Source organism: 'Fragaria x ananassa' phyllody phytoplasma, from assembly GCF_018274325.1.
In the GTDB taxonomy this organism is placed as follows: Bacteria; Bacillota_I; Bacilli_A; order Acholeplasmatales; family Acholeplasmataceae; genus Phytoplasma.
On sequence record NZ_JAGVRH010000007.1, the window covers coordinates 1 to 24,278 of the forward strand.

Here is a 24,278-nt window from a genome sequence, read left to right on the forward strand (position 1 = left end):
TTTTTTCATAATTTGTTAGTTTCAAAAGATATTTTTTAAATACTTTATCTTAATTAAACTTTTCGTATATTGGATAGGTGGAAAATAGTTTAATTTAGCTAAAATCCATTTTTGATTCCAAAAAGAAGGAAATTGTTTAATGATTTTAATTATTTTTGCTGGAAATTTTTGAAATAAAAAAGAATAGCGATAGAATAAAATACTTTTCATTTGGACAAATAAGTTTTCAATTACAGTGTTATCTCTAGAAGTTGCTTTACGCGACATATTTATTAAAAAACCTTTATTTTAATTATTTATTTTTTTAGTAGTTAATTTATTTTCTTAATCTTTATTTTTTAGATAATTACGTAAAAAAATTATTTTATTTCAATTTTAGTATTGACAAGAGTCTAAATATAAGAGTTTTTTATATATAAAGTAAATATATACTTATATTATAATTTTATTATATTAGATTCTATTTTTAAAAACTATTAAAATAAATTATAAATATTTTTCTTGTTGACATAAATCTATTTTGAGTTATAAATAAAAGTAATTAATAGACAATTCTTATTGTTTTTTTAAGAAAAAATTATATTTTTTTTCTTAAAAAATATTGTTCTTAACTGGCTCCATTTTCGTGGAGATGGAGGTTATCGCGTTAATATATGATTATAAAAACAAACAGTATATATAGAATAAAACAATCATTTTTCCAAACCTCAATTAGATTTTAATCGTTATTTAGATCATTTAGAAGAAAGCCAACAATTAATTCATCTTAATAAAACAACTCTTAAACAAATTTAACAACAATTAATTCTTAAAAAAACATTATCTAATAAAGATATAAAAAACATTCTTCAACAATATCCTTTGCAAATAAATTAAAAAAAACTCTAGTGCAACTAAAGTTTTTTAATATTAATCTTCAACATCAATATATTCATTTTTATTTTTGTGATAAAAAGGGATAAATAGTAATAAAGTAATAATGATACAAATTAAATTACCTAAAAAAAGGCTTAAACCTACCTTATGTGATGATGAAATAAGGTTAATTGAATTTAAACTCCAAAGTAAAAACACACTACTTACAATTCTTATAAAATTCATGATTAAAGGAACTTTAGTTTTTTCAAACGATGTAAAAAAACTAAATAAAATATTAGAAAAACATGTTAACCATAAACTAGCGGTTTCATAAAAAAATAATGTTTTAAAAATAATTTTTTCGTTATCATCGATTTCATCAAATTTTGTGCCATCGATTAATGATAAAATGCATTTGTAACAAAAGGTATGAAGTAAGGTTCCTATTAAAGTTACAATAAATATTGTAATAACAACCTTTTTAAAAGTTTCAAAAACACGTTTAAGATTATTTTGACCTAAATTTTGAGAAATAATGGCGTTTTGGCTATCGGCAAAAGAATTAATAATATTAAAAAATATATTATTTACTGAAACTGCTAAAAGTAATTGTGTTTCTGTTGTTGCTTGATATTGTTTTTTAACAACAATATTAATCACTAATCTTCCTACGCTATAAATCATAATTCCTACACAAATAGGAATTGCTAATTGAAAAAGTTTTTTCAGAAATTTTTTTTCAAAACGAATTTTTTTAACAATTATTTTTAAAGGATTGTTTTGATTTAGAAAGAGAAAATAAAAAGCAAATAAAGTTACAACAGCATGAGAAATAAAAGTCGCCCAAGCTAAAGCAGAAATTTTACCCTTTAATGGAAAAATATTGTATTGATAAAAAACTAAAGATAAAATAATTTTAATAAAAATATTTAATGTTGTAATCCAAAAAATCATTTTATTATTTCCTTTAGCGCGCTCCAAACTTAAAAAAACTAAATTCATGATAATGCATGAAAGAGAGTAAAAAATAATAAGATAATAATTGTTAGCATCTTTTTGATTAATTGGATCCGTAATAGAAGGATAATCAACCAGATATTGTAAAATAGTACTTTTTAAAATCAAAGTACATAAAATAGTGATAATAATACCTATAATAATTGATACTAAAAAAGTTTGGGTCAAATAAAGCCGCATTTTTTCAATATTTTTGCGTCCATAATTACGACCAACTAAAATTACTCCTGCAGTAGCAATCGAAGCACCAAAAGGGATAAGAATGTCTTTAACTAAATGAATACGATTCATTACTGATAATAAATTAGAATCGCGAGGATTTTCTTTATCTCTTTGTAAAATCAAGATATCATAAGAATTAAATAAAGCTTGAAAAACTAAATAAATGATAATTGGGAAAGTGACATATAAAATAACTTTCCATAAATTGCCTTCCATTAAAAATTTTCTTTTTTTTTCTTCATTGATTCGAAATTTATCTTTGGCCATCTGATCTTTTTTTTTAACTATCATAAAAACCTCCATCTAATGATTTTTGATTAGTTAACAAACTTTTTTAATTATTTTTATGAAAAAAAGAAAAGAAAGGAAGAATACTATCTATTATCAAAAACACCATTAATTATATCAAAAAATAATATGTTTTAAAACATCAAAATCAATCACAAAAGGAGAATTTAGTATTTTGTATAAAACCTTCTATTTGGGTTTTAACTGTTTGTAAATAATTATGAATGTTTTTTAGTTTTTGATATTTCACTAGGTAATTGCTGGATCAAATTTAATAAATCTTTTTTTAATGAATTTGCATTGGTGATGGACCTAATGATTTTGAAATGCTCCAATTAGCTGATATAGCTATCACCATGGGAAACAGCAAAATAGAAAAGTTAAAAAAATATTGCTAATAATATTTGCTCTGCTTCTAATATTTATCCTCCTTTTTCAATTTGGCTATTTTGTTGGTTCTTAACTAGTTCCATTTTTTTGGGGCACTTCTTACAAAATTAAAAATCTTGATATTGTTTTTTTAATATTTTTTCAAAATAATCTTTGTTTTTTTGTTTAAAAAAAGGTATAATGTTATTGATGTTTACTTTTTTTCATTTTTAAATTTTTTATTTATTGTAGTTTCATATTTGATTTTAAAAAGTGAAGGAAACAATAAAAAAATAACAAAAAATATTTAAAATTTTAAAGAAAAAAACAAAAATTAAGGATTAAAACCATTATGTTTAATTTTTTAAAAAAAATATTTAATTCTTCTAGAAAAGCTTTAAGAAAAGCTAAAATTATCGCTAATAAAATAGAAAAACTAAGCGAAACGATGTCTTTATTACAAGATTACCAATTTGCGATTAAAACTAATGAATTAAAACAAAGATATCAAAAAGGAGAAACCCTGAATCAACTATTGCCAGAAGCCTATGCTTTAGCTAGAGAAGCTACTAAAAGAGTAACAGGATTGACTCCTTATTATGTACAAATTTTAGGAGCTATTATTTTACACCAAGGTAATATCGCTGAAATGAAAACAGGTGAAGGGAAAACTTTAACAGCTATTATGCCTGCTTATCTTAATGCTTTAAGTGGAAATCCCGTTCACATTGTCACAGTTAATGAATATTTAGCTAAAAGAGAATTTGAAGGCAATATTGGAGAAGTTTATCGTTTTTTAGGTTTGCAAGTAGGACTTAACGTTAAAGAAAATACCACCAAAGAAAAACAAGCATCTTATTTATGTGATATTCTTTATACTACCAATAGTGAACTTGGTTTTGATTATTTAAGAGATAATATGGAAATTGATTCTCAAAATTTAGTTATGAAACGTCCTTATAGTTATGCTATCGTTGATGAAGTGGATTCTATTTTAATTGATGAAGCAAGAACACCTTTGATTATTTCTCAAAGTATGAAAGAGGGTAAAAATTTATACAAAGAAGCTCAACGTTTTGTAAGAATTTTAAAAAATCAACATTATCTTATTGAATTAGAAACTAAAACAATTGAATTAACCGAAGAAGGAATCAACAAAGCTGAAAAATTTTTTCAAATTGAAAATTTATACAATGTTGAACATACCTCATTACTTCATCACATCAAAAACGCTTTAAAAGCTTATTTTACCATGCATAAAAATAAAGATTATTTGGTGGACCAAAATCAAGTTTTAATTATCGATCAATTTACAGGAAGAGTTTTAAAAGGACGTCAATTTAGTGACGGTTTGCATCAAGCATTAGAAGCTAAGGAAGGGGTCTTAATCAAAGAAGAAACTTCAATTGGAGCAACTATTACTTATCAAAATTTCTTTCGGATTTATCACAAATTATCAGGGATGACAGGAACTGCTAAAACCGAAGAAGATGAATTTAGAGATATTTATAACATGGAAGTAATTGAAATTCCTACTAATTTACCAATGATTAGAGTTGATGAACCAGATTTTATTTTTGTTTCTTTAAAAGAAAAATATGATGCTTTAATAGAAGAAGTGTTAGAACGCAATAAAAAAGGACAACCTATTTTAATAGGAACAACTACAGTTGAAGTTTCAGAAATTATTTCTAAAAAATTAAGAAAAAAATTAATTAAACACGAAATTCTAAACGCCAAAAATCATTCTAAAGAGGCTGAAATTATTGCTAAAGCAGGAATAAAAAATGCCATCACTATAGCAACTAATATGGCCGGGAGAGGAACTGATATTCGTTTAGGAGAAGGAATTATTGAATTAGGTGGATTAGCTGTTTTAGGAACTGAACGACACGAATCAAGAAGGATTGACAACCAATTAAGAGGTCGTTCTGGTCGTCAAGGAGATCCAGGATATTCACGTTTTTTCATCTCCAGCGAAGATGAATTAGCTCAAAGATTTGGCGGAACCAAAATAGAAAAAATTATTTTTTTATTACAAAAAATAAACACTACTGAAGCCAAAACATCATCTAAAATGATTACTAAATTTTTTACTAAAATTCAAAAAAAAGTAGAATCTTCTAATTTTGATTATCGTAAATATCTTTTAAAATATGATGATATTTTAAGAACACAAAGAGAAATAATTTATGACCAAAGAAAAGAAATTTTAAATAGTTGTGATCCTGAAAAAATAGCTTTAGCATTGATTCAAAAAACCCTTAATCAAGAAATTTTACCTTATTTTAATAATGATTCAAAAAAGAAAAATCAAATCGAATCAATAATTCTTTTTTTAGAAAAAAACTTTTTTCCCAAAAATACTTTCGATATCAAAGAAATACAAACAATATACAAAAACCTTAAAAATCACACTTTATCCTCTTTTAAAAATCATTTATCACAAAAAATAAAAATTATTTTAAACAGTCATAAAACTGTTTTAGAAAAAGAATCCCTTAAAATACAATACTTCACTAATGCCTTAAGATGGATTATGTTAAAAATAATTGATACCCATTACAAACGCCATATTAATGATATGATTTTTTTAAGACAAGGCATTGGATTTGTGAGTTACGGCCAACAAGATTCTTTTATTGAATATCAAAAAGAAGGACAACACTTATTTAATAAAATGATTTATCAAATGTCTTTGGATATTACTGCTACTATTTTAAAATTCCCTTTTGTTGAAAGTTTCCAAAATGACCCTAAACAAGAACAAAATATCTTAAACGATAAAAGTTCAAACGATGATAACACTTGCAAAAAAAGAAGAAAAATTCGTGTTGTTAAAAAACCTTGGAATTAAGTCATGGAAAAATATGAAATTAATCAACATTTAGAAAATCTTTCTCAAAATCTCCAAGATTTAAAAAAAGCCATTAATTTGACTAAAACTAACGAATTACTTGAAAAAATGAAAATTACAATGCAAAAAGAAGATTTTTGGAACAACCCTCAAAAAGCAATTGTCATAAGTCAAAATTTTAATGAATTACAAGAAAAAAAAACTATTTTTAAAACATTAGAAAACAATTATCAAGATTTGCTAACTTTTTTTAATTTCGAATATAACAAACAAAATGAAACTAATTTCTTAGAAAAAGAATTAAAAGAATTAACAAAATCTGTTTTTGACTTTAAAATTAAATTTTTTTTAAATCAACCTTATGATAATAATAACGCTATTTTAATTTTTCACCCTGGAGCGGGAGGCACCGAATCTCAAGATTGGTGTGAAATGCTTTTTCGAATGTATCAAAAATATGCTCAGAAAAAGAATTTTAAAACCGAAATCTTAGATTATCAATCAGGGGAAGAAGCAGGCCTTAAATCAGCTACTTTACTAATAAAAGGACTTTATGCTTATGGTTATTTAAAAGCTGAAAAGGGAGTTCATCGTTTGGTCAGAATCTCTCCTTTTGACAAAAATTCCAAAAGACACACTTCTTTTGTTTCTTGTGATGTTTTACCAGAAATCAAAGATGAAATTAAAATTAATTTAAAAACAGAAGATTTAAAAATGGATTTTTTTCGCAGCAGTGGTGCAGGAGGTCAACACGTTAATACTACTGATTCTGCTGTTAGAATAACTCATTTACCCACAGGAATAGTAGTTGGTTGTCAAAACGAACGTAGTCAAATCAAAAATCGTGAAAAAGCTTTACAATTGTTGAAAACAAAGTTATTCCAATTAGCAACGAAACAGCAAAAAGAAGAAAACACTAAACAATTTCAAAATGATCAAAAAGAAATTGGTTGGGGTTCACAAATTAGAAGCTATGTTTTTCATCCTTATAAAATGGTGAAAGATCACCGCACTAATCAAGAAATATTTCAATTAGAACAAGTCATGAATGGCAATATTGATGAATTTATTAATGGGTTTTTAACTAAATTACCTTTTAATTCAACAAAGGATTAAAAAACATTCAAATCAATATTAAAAATATTTTCCCTCACCACACCAATTAGTAAGATATTTATTACATTTGAAATCTTGACAATTCAAGTTTTTTATGTAATAATAATTAGGATGGGATTTTTAATTTCAAAAAAATTAGTCAAAACAAATCAAGTTAGTAAAAAATAAGAAAAATAAGAAAGTAAGAATAATATTATGGCAATCAAAATGCGTTTACAACGTTTCGGAGTTCATAAAAGACCTTTTTATAGAGTAGTTACAAGCGAATCTAAAAATGCTCGCGATGGTAAATTTTTAGAAATTTTAGGAACTTACGATACTATTTTAAATATTGTTAAGTTAGATCATGATAAAATTAAAAAATGGTTATCAAATGGAGCACAACCTACTAAAACAGTAAAAAAAATTTTTAGAAAAAGTAATTTTATTATTAAAACTACAAATACTAAAAATAACACAAAAAAAGAATAAACAATATTTTTTTTAATAAAACGCAATATCAAATTTGATTATTCAAGAAAATAATATTCAAGGTTAAAAAGAAAAAAATATGATAATTGAAGTTATAACTATTTTTCCTATTTTTTTTCAAAGTTTTTGTAATAATTCAATTATAAAAAGAGCTTTAGAACAAAAAAAAGTTCAAATTAAAATTCATGATTTAAGAAAATACAGCATTAATAAACACAATCAAGTAGATGACTGTGTTTATGGAGGAGGAGTTGGAATGTTGCTTTGCTTTCCTCCTTTTTTTAATTGCTTAAAAGAAATCAAAAAACCTCACAGTAAAGTTATTTTACTATCTCCTCAAGGAAAATTATTTAATCAATCACAAGCAACTGATTATGCCCAAAAAGAATCTCATTTAATTATTTTATGTGGCAATTACGAAGGAATTGATGCTAGAATATTAAAATATATAGACCAAGAAGTTTCTATAGGTGATTATATTTTAACTGGAGGAGAAATCGCTGCTACAGTTTTAATTGATACTATTATAAGAATCATTCCTGAAGTTATCAAAAAGGAATCTTATCTTCAAGATTCACATCAACAAGGATTATTAAAATTTCCTCAATACACTAGACCGAAAAGTTATCAAAATCAAGAAGTCCCTTCAATTTTGTTATCTGGACATCACGAAAAGATAAATCATTGGCGTCAAAAAAAAAGTTTAAAAATCACTTGGCAAAAAAGACCTGATCTTTTAGTTAATAAGAAATTAACCTCAACCCAACAAAAACTTTTGCAAGAAATTAAGCAAGAATTAGAAAAACAAAAAAAACAAAGGAACAATTAATATGTCTCAATTAAAAGGACAAAATTTAATAGAATCAGTTAATCAACATCAACTTAAAGAAATTCCTGTTTTCAAACCTGGTGACACTGTTAAAATTTCTATTAAAATTGATGAAGGTAACCGTAAAAGAGTTCAAATTTTTGAAGGTTTAGTAATTAAACGTCAAGGAAGACTGCTTTCAGAAACTTTCACCGTTAGAAAAATATTCGCTGGAATAGGGATAGAATTAACTTTTCCAGTGCATTCTCCTTCTAATGAAAAAATAGAAGTTGTGCATCGTGGAATTGTGCGTCGTGCTAAATTACATTATGTACGTACCCTTTCTTCTAAAGCTTCACGTATTAAAGAACGAAAATAATTTAATATCATCTATTTCACAAACAATAACATTTTCTGAAAAAATAGGAGTTTTGAAATGTCTTTTTATGAAGAACTAAAATGGCGTCATTTAATTAAAGATTGCAGCAATGAAAATCAAGTTAAAGAACTTTTAGACAACGGTAAAATTAAGTTTTATTGCGGTTTTGATCCAACTGCTGATTCTTTGACTGTAGGACATTTAGTTCAAATCACAATGATTTTGTTAATGCAACAACAAGGACATTTTCCTGTAATTTTAATAGGAGGTGGGACTGGTTTAATTGGTGATCCCAAAGAAACAGAAGAAAGAAAATTATTATCTTTAAAACACTCTTTAAAAAATGCCAAAAACATTAAATCTCAATTTAAATCCATTTTATTTAATAAAAACATAGAATTTGTTAATAATTATGAGTGGTTTGCTTTATTAGATATTATTTCTTTTTTAAGAAAATATGGTAAATTTTTTAATATTAATTATATGCTTTCTAAACAAACAGTAGCCAAAAGATTAGCTTCAGGCATTTCTTTCACCGAATTTACTTATATGGTTTTACAATCCTTAGATTTTTATTATTTATATAAACAACATAATGTTCAGTTACAATTAGGCGGTTCTGATCAATGGGGAAATATCACAAGCGGTTTGGAACTAATTCGTAAATTAGAAACACATCACAATGCTTTTGGCATTAGCACTCCTCTTTTATTAAACGCTAATGGCACTAAATTTGGAAAAAGCGAGCAAGGAGTTCTATGGTTAAACCCTAAAAAAACCCTTCCTTATGAAGTTTATCAATATTTTTTAAATATCGGCGACCAAGAAATTATTAATTATTTAAAAACCCTTACTTTAATTCCTAAAAAAGAAATTTTAGATTTAGAGAAACATACTTTAAATCAACCTCAACAAAGATTAGCACAAAAAACTTTAGCCCATCATATTTTTAATTTGATCTACCCTCCCAATGTTTTACAAGAATGTTTACAAACAAATAAAATTTTATTTTTAAACAAAAAACACACTTGGAAAGAACAAGATTTCATCTTATTACAAAAAACTTTATTTTGCCATAATCTTCAAACATCAGATTACATCTGCTTAGTAGATGCTTTAGTGAACACCAAATTAACATCTTCTAAAAGCGAAGCGCGTCAATTCATTCATAAAGGAGTGATTCAAATTTTTAACCAAAAAATTAAACAAGCAGATTATACAATCACCAAAAAAAACACTTTATTTAATAAATATGTACTTTTAAAAAAAGGTAAAAAAAATAACGCTTTAATTATTTTTAATTAAATATAGCTTTTCTTTTTTAAATTATATTTAATTACCGAATTTTAATTATTTTTTAATTTCCCATATTTTTGCAAAAAAAGGTTACAAGAATGCCAAAAAAATCTTTTCGTTATTTTTTTCCTATTTTTAAAACCAATCCCGAACTTGTCTATTTTGATACAGCTTCCACTTCCTTAAAACCTCAAAAAGTGATCAATGAATTAAATTCATTTTATAACAATAATGGCATTGGTAACAAATCTTTAGCTCCTTTAGGTTCTCAAAATGATTTATTATTAAATGAAACTAGGAAGAAAACAGCTAATTTCATTAATGCTTTACCAGAAGAAATTATTTTTACCAAGGGAACAACTGATTCTTTAAATCTTTTAGCCCAAAGTTTAAGTGATATTTTAGAAGAAGGGGATGAAATTATTACATCACAATTAGAACACAATTCTTCTGTATTACCTTGGTTGCAACAAGAAAAAATTAAAAAAGCAAAAATTGTTTTTGTTCCTTTAAATGAAAATAATAAAATAACTGTTGAAAATTTCGCTAAAGTATTAACCGCTAAAACAAAAGTAGTTGCTTTAACTCATATTTCTAATGTATTAGGATACCAAACACCTATTAAAGAAATAACTGTTCTAGCACATCAAAAAAATGCTTTAGTCATTTTAGATGCTGCTCAATCTGTAGGACATTTACCTATAGATGTAAAAACTTTAGATATTGATTTTTTAGCTTTTTCTTCGCATAAATTATATGGTCCTTTTGGAGTTGGTATTTTATTCGGTAAAAACCATCTTTTAAAAAAATTAAAGCCGACTTTTTTTGGCGGCAGTTCAATTAAAGAATTTTCAACTACACATATTTGTTTTAATGATTCTCCTTATAAATTTGAACCCGGAACATTTAATATTGCTGATATTATCGGATTCAAAAAAGCTTTAGAATTTATTGAAGAAATTGGTTTTAACAATATCGAAAAACAAGAACAAAAAATTTATCAAAAAATTATGAAAGAATTAAAAAAATTCGATCAAATAACCATTTATAATCCTCAAGCTTTCAACATTATTGCTTTTAATTTTAATAACATTCATGCACACGATGTCGAAATTTTTTTAGCTCAAAAAAATATTTATGTTAGAACAGGAAAATGTTGTGCTTTTTTAATCACCGAAAAATTAAAACAAACAAGCATAATAAGAATTTCAATAGGAATACATAACAATGAAAAAGACGTGGTTTTATTAATCGAAAATTTGAAAAAAGTAAAAGAGTTTTTTACGTCATTTGAACAAAAACAAAAGGTATTAAGATGATGGAAATAAATCAATTATATCGCGATATCATTATGAAACATTATCAAAATCCACAAAATTGGGGTTTATCCGAAGATAAGGATTTTATTAGTTTAACTCATAAAAATACTTCTTGTGGAGATTCTATTGTTTTACAAATTAAAATCATCAACCACAAAATACAAGATATTAGATATGAAACCCAATCTTGTGCTATTTGTCGTGCTTCAGCAAGTTTGATGTCTATTTATTTTAAAAATCTTGAAATTTCTGAAAGTTTAGATAAAATAGATATTTTTTTAGCTATGATCAACAATCAACCTTCAAATGAAGAAAAAATAGAACAAGATTTATTATTATTTAAACATTTTACTAATTTCCCAGGAAGAATAATTTGTATTGCCCTCCCATGGCAAGCTTTAAAAAAAATAATTAACAAACACAATTAATATATATAAAAAAGACCAATTTAAATTGGTCTTTTTTATATATATTAATTAAATTCAAAACCTTGAAATTCCTAATTTTTTTTGAACTTCTTTAATTTTTTGAATCGCTATAAAACGAGCTTTTTGAGCACCTTGATTTAAAATCAAATCTAATTGTGGACTATCTATGAAATGATAAAATTTTTGTTGCAAAGGAATAACAATATTCATTATCGCTTCATAAACTTTATTTTTTAAATTTTTATAAGATAATAATTGAAATTTTTTTTCACTTTCAAAAATGCTGATTTGTTTTAAAGAAGCATAAATGTTTAAAAGATTTGAAATACCTGGTTTATTTTGGGGATCATATTTGATAACTCTTTCAGAATCAGTCACAGCTTGATCTATTTTTTTCTTGATTATTTCAGGTTTATCTAAAAGTAAAATATAATTTTTATTATTATTTATATCACTTTTACTCATTTTTTTTAAAGGATTTTGTAAAGATTTAATTTTTCCACCTAAAGGATTAAAAAAAGCTTTTGGAATGGTAAAAGTGTTGCCATATAAATTATTAAATCTAGTAGCTAAGTTTTGGGTTAATTCTAAATGCTGTTTTTGATCTTTACCAATAGCAACTAAATTAGCGTCATAAATTAAAATATCCGCCGCCATTAATGTAGGATAAGTGAATAATGATGTTCTAATGCCATCTGGATTTATTTTACTTTTTTCTTTATATTGTATCATTCTTTGAAGTTCGTTAAAGTAAGATTGACATTCTAAAAGATAACCTAAATATGAATGCTCGATAACTTCTGATTGAATAAATAAGTTGATTTTATCAACATCTAACCCTGTTGCTAAATAAAGAGCAGCTACTTCTTTAATTTTTTTTTTAAGTTTTTGTGGATCTTGGTAAAAAGTAAGAGCGTGTAAATCAGCTATAAAAAGATAAAAATCAAAATTTTTTAATTTTTTTTGCAAATCAAGCAAAGGTTGCAACACGCCAATATAATTACCTAAAGTTAAATTTCCTGTTGGTTTAATCCCTGCAACTAATTTTTTTTTTAGGGTCAACTTTTATTCTCCTTTTAAGGTTTTTGAAAAAAATGCTATTATGTTTTATTCATTTTTAATTTTTTGTTTTTTTCACTAAATAAATTAACAAAAGTAATCCTTTTTGAATCACCATATCACAAGGAATCTAAAAGATGCTCTTTAGTAATTTGTTCAAAAATAGTTTTATTGATTTTAGAACGAATACGGAAATCATCTTTGGTAAAAAGCTTTTCTTTACGTGCTTCGATAATTTTATTAGCTGCGATATTGCCTAAACCATCAAGGGCAAGCAAAGGCATTCTTAAATAGTTATTATTTTCTATTTTAAAAATACTAATATCAGATTTATTAAAATCAACACTTAAAAATTTAAAACCACGTTGTAACATTTCTTTAGCTATTTTTAATGTATTAATTAAATTTTCATCTTTAGCTTTTATTTTTTTGCTAGCTTTTATTTTATTTAATTTTTCTATTTTTTCTTCAATTAAGGAAACATCATTGCTAACCATGGTTTGATGATCAAATTGTTCAGAGCGTTTAGAAAAATAGCCACTATAAAAAATCAAAGGAGCATAAACTTTAAACCAAGAAATTCTTAAGGCCATAATCACATAAGCGGTGGCATGAGCTTTAGGGAATAAATATTTAATTCTAAAAGCTGATTCAATATACCAATCTTCAATAATACCTTGCATTTCATTTTGATAAATTTGCCATGTTTTAAAATCATTTTGTGGTTTCCCTTTGCGAATAAATTCCATAATATTAAAAGCTTTTAAAGGTTCGATTCCTTTTTCTTGTAATTGCAACATAATATCATCACGACAACCAATAATATCATTAAAGGAAATATTTTTATCTCGGTATATCCCAAAATCACCTGTTTTATTAATAGCATCTTTTGCATTTTGATGCCAAACATCAGTTCCATGAGAAAGTCCTGAAATTTTAACTAAAGCAGCAAAATTAATTTTAATAGGTGTCTTGTTATTGTTTTTTATATCTTTTAACATTTGCTTAACAAAGAAAGTTCCAAATTCTGGAATCCCCAAAGAATCAACAATAATGTTGTTTTGTTGATGTGTATTAATAATAAAATCATTAGAAAATAATTTATATATTTGAGGATCATCTAAAGGAATATCTTGGACTCTTTGAAAAGGGAAATTGTTAGGATCTTGTTTGACATAATCCATTAAAAATTTAATCATCATAGGATCATCATGTCCTAAAATATCTAATTTAAAAAGATTTTGTTCAAAAGAATGATAATCAAAATGTGTAGTTTTCCATTGTGAGGCAGTATCATTAGCTGGATATTGGATTGGTGTAATTTCATAAATACTATGTCCAGGTGGAACAATCACTATTCCCCCTGGGTGTTGCCCTGTTGAGCGTTTTACGCCTTCGATTTTATTAGCAATTTGAGATATTTTATGTTTACGCCATTTAAAAGATTTATTTTCTAAAAATCCCATCACATAACCATAAGCATTTCGATTAGCAACAGTTTGGATTGTTCCAACTCGGAAAGCATAATTTTCGCCAATTAAATATTTAATATAATTATGAGCTTTACTTTGATAATCTCCTGCAAAATTTAGATCAATATCAGGAGTTTTATTTCCTTCAAAACCTAAAAAAGTTTCAAAAGGGATATCATGCCCATCTTTTTGAAACACGGTTTGACATGCAGGACAATTTCTGTTTTCTAAATCATACCCTGAAAAAACTTTGTCTAAAGATTCATAATAACTTTCATCTTTAGGGACTCCATATTTAGCTTTTTCTTCTGGTTTCATTTTCATAATGGTATAACAACATTGAGGACAACGATAATGAGGTTTTAAGGGGTTAATTTCGGTTATTTCTAACATAGTTGCTACTAAAGAAGAGCCAATAGAACCTCTAGATCCTACTAAATAACCATCTTCTAAAGATTTCTTTACTAATAAATGAGACAAATAGTAAATTGGAGCAATTTCTTGATTACTTGTAGGATTGTTATCATTTCCTAAAATACTTTTTAATTCTTGTTGCAATCTTTTTTGAATCAAAGGATGAGGATTGCAACCGTATAATTGTTTAACTTTTGCCATTACTAAATTTTTAACTTCTTTTTTAATGCTTGGTATTTTTAAAATATGTTCAAAAATATTATCTTGCAAAGAAAGAAGCTTGTCATTAAAGGCTTCAACTCTTTCAATTTTATCGTTAAGCAAATGAGTATTACCAATAATAATTTCATAAGCTAAATCATTATTTTGCAAAAACTTAAAAGCATCAAACATTTCGGAAGTAGTTAAAAGATGATTATCTGGCAAACAATTATTACTATATTTAGATAATTTATGTAAACCACCACCTACTAATTTAGCACTAATATAAATTTCACGATAATCTTTTTCCCAAGGATTAAGATAATGAACGTCTCCTGTGGCAATAATTAATTTTCCTTGTTTTTTAGTTTCTTCAATAATTTTAATCAAAGTTGTTTCAATAATTTGTTGACCTTTAGAACCTAATTCATGAATTAAATGTTTATAGGCTTGTGGGGGTTGAACTTCGATATAATCATAAAAAGCAATAGCTTGTTTTAAATTATCAATATTAGAATTTAAAGCAATTTCAAAAATATTACTATTATAACAACCACTACCTACTAAAAGCCCTTCGCGATATTTTGCTAAAACAGACTTTGAAACACGAGAGGTTTTGTGAAAATTATCAGTTAAAGCATTACTTAACAATTCAAATAAATGGCGATAACCTTTTTGATTGGCTACTAAAATATTAATATGATAAGGTCTTTCATATTTAGGATCAACAGGATCTTGTAAATCAAAAAAATTAGTAATTACCACATTTTGAGGGTCTTTTTTAGGATCACTCAATTGGTTAATCATTTTAATAAAAACTTCAGCTGTAGCTTTAGCATCAGACAAAGCTCGATGATGACTTTCCATTTTAACTTTGAAAACTTGAGCTAATCTTTTTAAAGTAAAATATTTTAAAAATTTACTAAAATAGCTTTGTGATAAACCCATAGTATCAATAACTGGCTGAGGTTTAAATGATAAATTCAATTTTTTCATTTTTTCTTTTAAAAAATTCATATCAAAATTACTATTATGAGCAACTAAAACACAATTTTTAATAAATTGTAAAAAATTAGGAAGCACTTGATCAATAGTTGGTTGTCCCACTAACATTTCGTCTGTAATATTGGTAATATCGATAATAGTAGGAGTTAATTTTTCTTGCGGATCAATAAAAGCTTCGAATTCTGCTATTTTTTGTCCTCGATATATTTTAACTCCAGCGATCTCAATTATTTTATCACGAACACTAGAAAAACCAGTTGTTTCCAAGTCAAAAACAACATAAGTAGCTTCTTGTAAATTAAAATCATAAGTTAATTTATCTTCTACTTGATTAGTAATATAAAGAGGTTTTTCTTTGATAAAATCAATTTCTAAACCATAAATAGGTTTTATTTTTTTATTTTTTGAAAATTTATAAATCTCAGGATAAGCATAAATACCACTATGATCTGTGAAAGCAATAGCCTTATGACCCCATGATTCAGCTATTTGTAAATATTCTTTAGCGCTATTAATAGCATCTAGATTAGACATTTTAGTATGAACGTGAAATTCAATTCTTTTTTCACCATAAACACCATGATCTTGTCTAATAGGGAATAAAGTTTCACTAGAAGATAAAATTTCATATTCTTGAATCATTAAATGAACATCATCCCAAAAACTATATTCCATTTTAGCTTTTATTTTAAATAATTGTCCAGTTTGTAAATTTTGATTAAGCAATTGCTCTTTTTCTAATTTATCTATTCTTTTTTTAACTAAAATAGCATCTCTATCTTCTATTGAAAAACCGTGATTTTCTTCTAAAACACAACTGAAAAAAAATTGTGGATTTGCTTTATTTTTAGAATATTTGCGAAAATTAATTTCTTTAATGTCTTGTGATAAATATCCTTGAAAAATAATACAAATATTAGGATTTTGTTCGTTAAATTCATCAAATTCTTGTTTGTTTTTGGGAAGGTCTTTAATTTGATAATTTTTATATATATTGCAATCATTATTAAAAGATTTTTGATATTTACTTGGTGATTTCATGTTAAATTCGTTTTTTGCTACTTTTGATGATGTAAAAGTTTCTTGCTGATTAACTTTTAGTTTATTTATATGATATGATAATTGATTTTTAGAAATTGGTGTAATTTGATGATTTTTTTCTACTATCACTTTATTTTTTAAGCCATAAAAACATGCCAAAAAATCTTTTAAAAGAGGTATTTTTTCTTTAGCAACCCAAAAAGACTCAGAATCAACAGCAATAATAAACTGTTCATCACAAAAACTAATTTGATAATTGCTACAATCAAAAAAATCTAAATCTAAATATTTTTCTTTTAATTTAGCTTGTGATATCATATAACGATAATAACTAGGTCCTAAAGAGGTTAAATAATCTAATTTTTCAAAATTTAAGTAGTATTCAATATTAATAATTTCAATATCAATGTTTTTAACATCAATTCTTTCTTGTGCTTTTTTTTGATATTTTGTTTGCAAAAATTGAGTTAACTCTTCTAAAAAAGTTGATAAATCAGAAATTAAAGGTAAATGTTGAAAACTAATGTGTATTCTCCATGTATTTTCTTTATCCAAGACGAATACTTTTTTTAATTGAAGTTTTTGAAAATAATTTTTATTAAATCCTTTTTCCTTTATAAATTGTTCGAATGTGTTGATAAACATATCAAGTACCACCTAATTTTAATTGGATCAAAAAAAATTTAAAGATAAAATTAAAAGAATGTTTGATTTAAAAGAAATAAAACAAATAAAAAACCACGTGAGGTTTCCATGTAGTTTTTTATTTGTTATTTCATAAGTATAATAATTGAAATTATGGTACTGATGGTCGGACTTGAACCGACATGAGGGTTACTCGTTTGATTTTGAGTCAAGTGCGTCTACCATTCCGCCACATCAGCTTCAAAAATAATAAAAAATCATACTTATATAGTATATCAAGAATTTTAATTTATAGAATGTTTTTTTATTTAAATAAAAGATATTTTTTGTTTTTTTAAAAACAAAGTGATGTTATCTAATATAATTAACTACATATTTTCTAAAAAAGGAACTCCTAAAATGTTTAAACTTTCTTGAATAACAACCAAAACATCCTTAATTAATAAAAGGTTAGTATTTTTAATATTTTCGTTAGTAGTTAAAATTTTTTCGTGCGAATATAAAAAATTAACATTTTGAGTTAATTTAATAATATATCTTGCTAAAATACTAGGCATTTTTTCTTGTTGACTTTTTTTCAAAATAATAGGGAAATGATCTAATAACTTAATTAATACAAAATAGTGATTTTGTTGATAGATACTTGGATCAATTAAATTAAGATCAATAATTTCTTTTTGTAAAAGTGAATTTAAACGAGTAGCTGTATATTGTAAATAAAGGCCTGTTTGTCCTTTAAATTGTAAAATATTTTGAAGGTTAAAATCAATATCTAAATGACGATCATTTTTAAGATCATTAAAAATGATAGCTCCAACAGCTATTTTTTGAGCAGTTTCATCAATATTAACTAAATTAGGATTTTTTTCTTGAATAATTTTTTTAGCTAAAACAGTTGCTTCTTGAATAACCTTAATCAAAGGAGTAAATTGATGATGTCTAGTTGAAATTTTTTTACCATTCATCAAAACTAAACCAAAATTAATATTTTCAATTGTAATATCTTGATATCCCATTTTTTTAACAACTTGACCCAATTGTTTAAAATAAAGTTTTTGTTCGTTTCCTACAACATATAAAATACTTTGACAATTATAAGTATCATAACGATATTTAAAAGCAGTTAAGTCGCGTGTTAAATATAAAGTACTACCATTAGTTTTTTTAACTAATCCAGGAGGTAATTGGTCTAATTCTATTAAAAGAACTTGGTCTTCTTGTTTTAAAAGTTTTTTTTGTTGCAATTCTTCAAAAAGATCATCAATTTTATCATTATAAAATGACTCTCCTAATAAAAAATCAAAAGAAATATCTAAAATATTATATATTTTATAAAATTCTTGTAAAGAAACTTCGCGAAACCAACTCCATAATGCTAAATACTTAGGATTTTGTTTTTCCAATTGTAAAAAAGCATCAATGGCTTGATCATTTAAAATTTTATCTTCTTGGACTTTTTCATGAAATAAAACATAAAGTTTTTGCAATTCATTAATAGGATCTTTAGCGATTTTTTCTTTATCTCCCCATAGTTGATATGCTACAATCATTTTTCCAAATTGAGTTCCCCAATCTCCTAAATGATTAACCCCTATTACTTGAAACCCTAATTTTTGATAAAGCTTTTTTAAAGTGTTGCCGATAACAGTAGAACGAAGGTGACCAACAGAAAAATTTTTAGCAATATTAGGAGAAGAATAATCAATAACTACTGTTTGATGATTAGGTTTTTGGTTACCATAATTATGTTGTAATTGGTTAATATGTAATAAAATCTTTTGTGATAAAAGTATTCTTTGAAGTTTAATATTTAAAAACCCATTTAAAAACATTATTTTTTCTATTTCTAAAATAGTAGTTAATTTTTTTTCAATATTTTTAAAAATAAAAAAAAGATTAGTTTGATTTTTTTTGGCGTACATAAATAAAGGAAGGGAGAAATCAAAGCTTAAATTCTCGATTTGATCTTTTAAATTAACTTTTTGGTTTAAAATTGTTTCAATAACATTTTCTATTTTAATTTTGATGGTTTCCAAAAACAATTTGATAGTTCTCCTTATTTATTGTTTGTTTTTTGTTTAACCTTAACTTAAAAGATTATAAAGATATTATAGCATTTTTTTAATGTTTTTAAGATTGTTTTTTTGTTTGTTAATAAATTTGCTTGTGTTTGCGTGCTTTAATTACCAAAATAGTTATTTAATTTCGTGTACCTTTAATTATCTTTTTTAAATTTATTACTTATTGTTTAATCACTTTCTAAACTAAAGCTTAAAATATTACAACAAGCTTAAAAAAATAAACAAGATTAACTCATTTGCTGAAGTTAATTTTGTTAATTTGTACAATATTGAAAAATTAAAAATAGATAATAATTAAGTTCCAAATAAAATCATAATTAAATAACAATTAAACGTAAAATCAAAATACTCTTTTAATAGTAATTTATTTTCAATCTAATTTTTTATTATTAAAATCATTAATATCATTAACAAAAATTAATATAACCTAAATTAATAATTTCTTTCTATAATAAAGTTTGTGCAATAATTGGTGAATAAAGTTTGATTAACTTTAATAATTTGTTGTGCTTCTGAAAATAATAAAGTTTTAAGTAGCCAAGAATTAATTGAGCAATTATTTTATAGTATGATTCAAATAATCAAAAAGATCATTAAAAATTAATTGTTCTGCCGCTTTACCTCACAAATAATAAGTAATTATGCCTAATTTTTTTTTATAAAGAAGTTAAGATTAAAATTTTGTTATAAACAATGACTATGATAATCTTTTTGAATTTTATTACTATCGCAAGTAAATTCTTTTAACTTAGGGGGCTAAAGGAACTTTTAAATTAATAATAGCCATTCTTGCTTCATGATAAGAAATTATTTTTTGTTCTTTTAAAGAATGCTTAGATTATTTAGGATTAAACCCCATTAACAAACGATTAAGAGTTTGTTCTAAGTTCTTTTCATCAATAAATTTTTATTTTAAACAAAGAGTTAAAATAAATGCTTCATTTAAAATAGAGGCTAATTGATCATCATTGAGTCCTTGTATTTGGTGGTCCAAATGGGAAAAATAAAATTCTTAGCTATCTTTTTGTTTTGTGTATGCAGAGTTAAAATAGCTTTTCGTGATTCTAAATTAGGTAAATTAATTTAATATGCGATCAAATCTACCAGGTCATAGTAAAGCAAGATTTAGAATATCAATTATATTAGTAGCTGCTATTATAACAATTTGTTTTAATGGATTAAAGCTATTTATTTCAGTTAATAATTGATTTAAAGTTTGATCTTTTTCTTTATTGACCACTGGTAAACTGATTCCTCTTTTAGCCCCTAAAATATCAATTTTATCAATAAATAAAATACAAGGAGTATTATTTTTATTAATTTCTTGAAATAAATTTCTAATACTAGATGCTTCAAGACCAACATAAATTTCAACAAATTAAGATCCAGAGAAAGAATAAAAGGGTAATTAACTTTTTTATTAGCTAAAGCTTGTGATAAAAGAGTTTTTCCTGTTCCAAGAAGTCCTTCAAATAAAATAACTTTAGGAATAGTTAAACCTATGTTTTAATGTTTTTGAGGTTGCTTTAAAAAATCGATAAATTCTTGAATTTCTATTTTTTCGGCAGTTAAACCTGCAATATGATCAAAAGTCATATTAGAATTTTTTTGATTTTGATAAAGATGATGAGAAAAGCGGTTTTTATAATGGAATAAAATTTTACCAAGATTATATGCTACATAAAACATAAAAATAAAAGAAGATAAAACTCTATGATCTATATAAATATTTGATAAAAAGTAAAGATTAAAGGTTAAAAAACAAGATAAAAAAAGTATAAAATAGCAATATTAAGAAAAGACTAATTTCACCAATAATTAAACTTTTTTTAAACTATACCAAAAATCTAATTTATTTAAAAGATGACGATTAATTAGATAAAGAATAGTTCCTATGATTAAATTATTAATGATAACAGATAATACACTATAAATCACATTAATAATAAAACTATAACTGTTTGAAAAGAAATATGTAACTAAATTTTGAGTTTGATGTTCTAAAAAATGTTCCTTTATTAAATTAATAAATAACATACTTGATATAATTTGAACTATACTTATAATTGATAAAGTTATTATTAAAGAAAAGCTAGTAAATAATTTCTTTGTTTCTTTTTGATAAAAAAAACCAGAAAAAGAACAAATAAGATAAGGGATAAAAAATCGATAACAAAAGATTAAATATGAAGAATATTGATGATGTTCTTCATGAGAATGAATATGAGAATTAATTAATAATTCCATTATAAAATATTCAAAAGCATAATGAATTAATAAATAAGTTAAACTAGCACAAAAACTGTATTTAAAGCCAAAAAGAAAACCAATTAAAATAATAAAGACTAATTCAATTTTAAACAAAGAATAATCACAAGGAGAATTTAAGTTAATAGTATAACGGGATATTATTTCAACAAAGAAAGCTAAAAATAATAAAAATGATGTTGTAATAATTTTTTTTAAAATATTTTTTTGATTTTGTAACATGAAAATATTCCTTTATATTATGTCTATTAGTTGATTAAGAAGATGCTTAATAAGTAATTACTAATTTATAACTGTTTATATAAGTATAACTATTTATAACTTTAATAATTATTAATTGATATCCCTAATAACTTAATTGTTCTTCTAAGATTCCTTCTTGTAATAACATTAAAAAATCTTCATTAGTAGCATTAAAAATGTAATCTTTAATATCTTGTTTTAATAAAACTTCTTTTAAAGATTTAGTTTGATAAGAGGTACCTTTAAAAGATTGACAAAAGAGAAATAAATTATCTTCTTTATGAAAAAAATCACCAATTAAATAGATATCTTCTATTTTACCAAAACGTAAATCTAAAAAGATTTCTAAATTTCCCCAAGAAAAACGTTTTTTAAGTATTTTAGTATGATGTGGTTGAGTTTGAAAAAGAAATTCAGAAGAACTATATCTTAAAGCTTTTTTTGTTAATAATACTTCTTCTTTTTGACTAAGATAATAAGTTTTAATAGTTAATCCTTGAATAAGGTATTGCATTAAGTCATCTTGAGTCATACCAGAAGGAAGATAATTTTTAATATTAACCACTCTTGAACGAACACTTTTAATTCCTTTAGAAATTAATTTTTGATCATTAGGAGTAATCACATTTACCATAGTGTTAAAATCACAATTATAAAGGAGGGTTCCATGAGTAACCATGCCATTTTTAGTTTGTCTAAAAGCATTCCCAGATATTTTTTTACCTTCTAATAAAATATCATTACGACCACTAAAAGAAGCATTAAGTCCTAATTTATTTAAAAGAGTAACAATCTTTAATAAATATGGTTTAAAGTTAAAATTATCACTTCGTGGAACAATCATACTAAAAAGAGGAGTTTGAGGATCATTATAAACACATCCTCCCCCAGTAGGTCTTCTAAATAAAGCAAGATTATTATTTTTAAGATATTCTAAATTAACTTCATTTTCAATAATTTGATTTTTACCTACTACAACCCCTTTAATTTTCCAAATAAAGAAATAACTTTCTTCTTTATTCTTTTTTAATAAATAATCAAGAGCATATTGTTCTAAAGCATAATAAAAATAAGGTTTTAAATCACAAACATGATTCATTTGAATTAAAGTCATCATATCATTATCTTTCTATTATTATTTTATTAATTACTATCCTTCACTCTTATTATAACATTTATGGTAATTAATAAAATAATAATAAAATCACTTAAAAAGTGATTTTATCATATAAATATTTTATCTTAAGATTTTAAATATTTATTAGTTAAATATTTTAAAAAAATTTATGATTTAATTTCAGAAAAACCAGTTGCTTGTAATAATAAATCTTTACTTTGATAAAAAGAACCATAATTTCTTAAATTAGTATTTAAATAATCATTAATTTTAGAAAATTACCTTATTTTAAATCATCATTTAAAGAAGATATGATATGTGTTTTAATTTATCCATAGTCGTTGATGCAATAATCATTCTATTTAAATAACTAAGGAAATAACCAAAATTACCACAAGTGAGGTGTTCCAAAAGTTTAGACACTTTTTACTTTTTAAAAATTCTTTAAGACTAATGATTAAGTCATTAGTCTTTTTTCTTTTCAAAGACTAAAATAATTTTCATAGCAAGAATTATTTAAAGAATTTTTAAAAAGTAAAAAGAATTTAGAAATTCGTAATCAATTAATCAATTTACATTTACTGTTAGTAAATAAGATAGTAAACAGATTTAAATATTATCCGCATGTCCTTCAAAAAGATGATTTATACCAAAGAAGGAATATTAGGTTTAATCAAAACCTTAAATAATTATCAAGATTTAGGATATGACTTTATCTCTTATGCAACACCAACTATCAAATCAGAAATCAATGAACTGATAAGAAAAAGTCACTCCCCTTCGATCCCTCAAAAAACTCATAAAGCCAATAACACTTCTTTTCAAGAAGAAAAACACGTTTTGGCATTATCAAATTCCTAATCCTCATCAATTGTGGTTAAAACAAGTTAATCACAAACACTTTTTAAATAAACTCAAAACCAAACTAAGCCAAAACGAATTTAATATCATTAGATTAAGTTTTGGCATTCCTTTAGGAAATATTAATGAAGAATATCAACCTAGTTATTCCAATCAAGAAATAGATTATGCATTTAATTTAACTTTAAGAAAAGTAGAAAATATTAAAAAAATAGCTATCAATAAATTGAAATGATTGGGATATTAAGTTCGCTTACTAGTTTTTTAAGTTCTCTTGAAATTACTGCGATTGCTTGATAGGTATTAAAATTTTGGTCTTCTTTTAATAAATGCAGATAATCAATAAAGACAACATCAAGTCCTTTAGTGTATTTCATTTGACGACATTTAGTTTTGACATCTTCAATTTTGTTATTTCTATCATCATCAATAAAAACATCAAT

General features: G+C 24.5%; 18 protein-coding genes, 1 tRNA gene and 1 pseudogene. 10 read left to right on the forward strand and 10 right to left on the reverse strand.

Translation table 11 applies throughout. The features are described from left to right. Window positions 1-21 precede the first annotated feature (21 nt). Together J8J04_RS02205 and J8J04_RS02210 are read right to left on the reverse strand one after the other, a co-directional pair. Window positions 22-267, reverse strand: coding sequence for a transposase (locus tag J8J04_RS02205; RefSeq protein WP_425305785.1), 246 nt, complete (start codon window positions 265-267; stop codon window positions 22-24). A 642-nt stretch (window positions 268-909) separates the two neighbouring features. Next, window positions 910-2,388 (reverse strand): MATE family efflux transporter, encoded by a 1,479-nt coding sequence (locus tag J8J04_RS02210; RefSeq protein WP_225885828.1) that lies wholly within the window; start codon window positions 2,386-2,388, stop codon window positions 910-912. A gap of 323 nt (window positions 2,389-2,711) precedes the next feature. On the opposite strand from J8J04_RS02210, the gene J8J04_RS02215 reads away from it, so the two are divergent. The 9 genes from J8J04_RS02215 to sufU all read left to right on the forward strand — a co-directional run bounded on the left by J8J04_RS02215 (window position 2,712) and on the right by sufU (window position 11,428). After that, window positions 2,712-2,783, forward strand: a complete 72-nt coding sequence (locus J8J04_RS02215) for a hypothetical protein (protein ID WP_225885831.1) — start codon at window positions 2,712-2,714, stop codon at window positions 2,781-2,783. Window positions 2,784-3,106: 323 nt separating this feature from the next. Then, a complete protein-coding gene (secA, locus tag J8J04_RS02220; protein ID WP_212331837.1) occupies window positions 3,107-5,611 on the forward strand; it encodes a preprotein translocase subunit SecA in 2,505 nt (834 codons plus the stop codon). A 3-nt stretch (window positions 5,612-5,614) separates the two neighbouring features. Beyond that, window positions 5,615-6,727: a peptide chain release factor 2 gene (gene prfB / locus J8J04_RS02225; protein ID WP_212331840.1), complete on the forward strand. Its 1,113-nt coding sequence runs from the start codon at window positions 5,615-5,617 to the stop codon at window positions 6,725-6,727. A 195-nt stretch (window positions 6,728-6,922) separates the two neighbouring features. Beyond that, window positions 6,923-7,198: a 30S ribosomal protein S16 gene (gene rpsP / locus J8J04_RS02230; RefSeq protein WP_212331844.1), complete on the forward strand. Its 276-nt coding sequence runs from the start codon at window positions 6,923-6,925 to the stop codon at window positions 7,196-7,198. A gap of 79 nt (window positions 7,199-7,277) precedes the next feature. Next, complete coding sequence (gene trmD / locus J8J04_RS02235) at window positions 7,278-8,027, forward strand: tRNA (guanosine(37)-N1)-methyltransferase TrmD (protein ID WP_212331854.1); 750 nt, start codon at window positions 7,278-7,280, stop codon at window positions 8,025-8,027. A gap of 1 nt (window position 8,028) precedes the next feature. Then, a complete protein-coding gene (gene rplS, locus J8J04_RS02240; RefSeq protein WP_212331858.1) occupies window positions 8,029-8,385 on the forward strand; it encodes a 50S ribosomal protein L19 in 357 nt (118 codons plus the stop codon). 57 nt (window positions 8,386-8,442) lie between these two features. Then, complete coding sequence (gene tyrS, locus J8J04_RS02245; protein WP_212331861.1) at window positions 8,443-9,690, forward strand: tyrosine--tRNA ligase; 1,248 nt, start codon at window positions 8,443-8,445, stop codon at window positions 9,688-9,690. An 89-nt stretch (window positions 9,691-9,779) separates the two neighbouring features. Further along, window positions 9,780-11,000 (forward strand): aminotransferase class V-fold PLP-dependent enzyme, encoded by a 1,221-nt coding sequence (locus tag J8J04_RS02250; protein ID WP_212331864.1) that lies wholly within the window; start codon window positions 9,780-9,782, stop codon window positions 10,998-11,000. Then, the gene (gene sufU / locus J8J04_RS02255; protein ID WP_225885829.1) at window positions 11,000-11,428 is read left to right on the forward strand and encodes a Fe-S cluster assembly sulfur transfer protein SufU; all 429 of its coding nucleotides are present in this window, start codon (window positions 11,000-11,002) and stop codon (window positions 11,426-11,428) included. The genes J8J04_RS02250 and sufU overlap by 1 nt, the downstream gene beginning before the upstream one ends. Window positions 11,429-11,482: 54 nt before the next feature. Here sufU and trpS read toward each other — a convergent pair whose 3' ends face one another. The 7 genes from trpS to J8J04_RS02290 all read right to left on the reverse strand — a co-directional run bounded on the left by trpS (window position 11,483) and on the right by J8J04_RS02290 (window position 22,971). Continuing rightward, complete coding sequence (trpS, locus tag J8J04_RS02260; RefSeq protein ID WP_212331870.1) at window positions 11,483-12,490, reverse strand: tryptophan--tRNA ligase; 1,008 nt, start codon at window positions 12,488-12,490, stop codon at window positions 11,483-11,485. 116 nt (window positions 12,491-12,606) lie between these two features. Next, window positions 12,607-17,265: a PolC-type DNA polymerase III gene (locus J8J04_RS02265; protein ID WP_212331873.1), complete on the reverse strand. Its 4,659-nt coding sequence runs from the start codon at window positions 17,263-17,265 to the stop codon at window positions 12,607-12,609. 154 nt (window positions 17,266-17,419) lie between these two features. Beyond that, a tRNA-Leu gene (locus tag J8J04_RS02270) sits at window positions 17,420-17,504 on the reverse strand. Window positions 17,505-17,633: 129 nt separating this feature from the next. Beyond that, window positions 17,634-19,307 (reverse strand): arginine--tRNA ligase, encoded by a 1,674-nt coding sequence (gene argS, locus J8J04_RS02275; protein WP_212331877.1) that lies wholly within the window; start codon window positions 19,305-19,307, stop codon window positions 17,634-17,636. 1,147 nt (window positions 19,308-20,454) lie between these two features. Further along, entirely contained in the window at window positions 20,455-20,715 is a 261-nt protein-coding gene (locus tag J8J04_RS02280; protein WP_212331881.1) for an AAA family ATPase, read from the reverse strand. A 449-nt stretch (window positions 20,716-21,164) separates the two neighbouring features. Continuing rightward, the gene (locus J8J04_RS02285; RefSeq protein WP_212331879.1) at window positions 21,165-21,836 is read right to left on the reverse strand and encodes a hypothetical protein; all 672 of its coding nucleotides are present in this window, start codon (window positions 21,834-21,836) and stop codon (window positions 21,165-21,167) included. 124 nt (window positions 21,837-21,960) lie between these two features. After that, window positions 21,961-22,971, reverse strand: coding sequence for a lipoate--protein ligase (locus J8J04_RS02290; protein WP_212331884.1), 1,011 nt, complete (start codon window positions 22,969-22,971; stop codon window positions 21,961-21,963). A gap of 554 nt (window positions 22,972-23,525) precedes the next feature. Between J8J04_RS02290 and J8J04_RS02295 the strand changes: the two are divergent. Then, window positions 23,526-24,070: pseudogene (locus J8J04_RS02295) on the forward strand (sigma-70 family RNA polymerase sigma factor). Here the strand turns inward: J8J04_RS02295 and J8J04_RS02300 are convergent. Further along, a partial coding sequence (locus J8J04_RS02300; RefSeq protein ID WP_225885830.1) for a DnaB-like helicase C-terminal domain-containing protein occupies window positions 24,054-24,278 on the reverse strand: 225 nt, incomplete at its 5' end. The pseudogene J8J04_RS02295 and the gene J8J04_RS02300 overlap by 17 nt on opposite strands.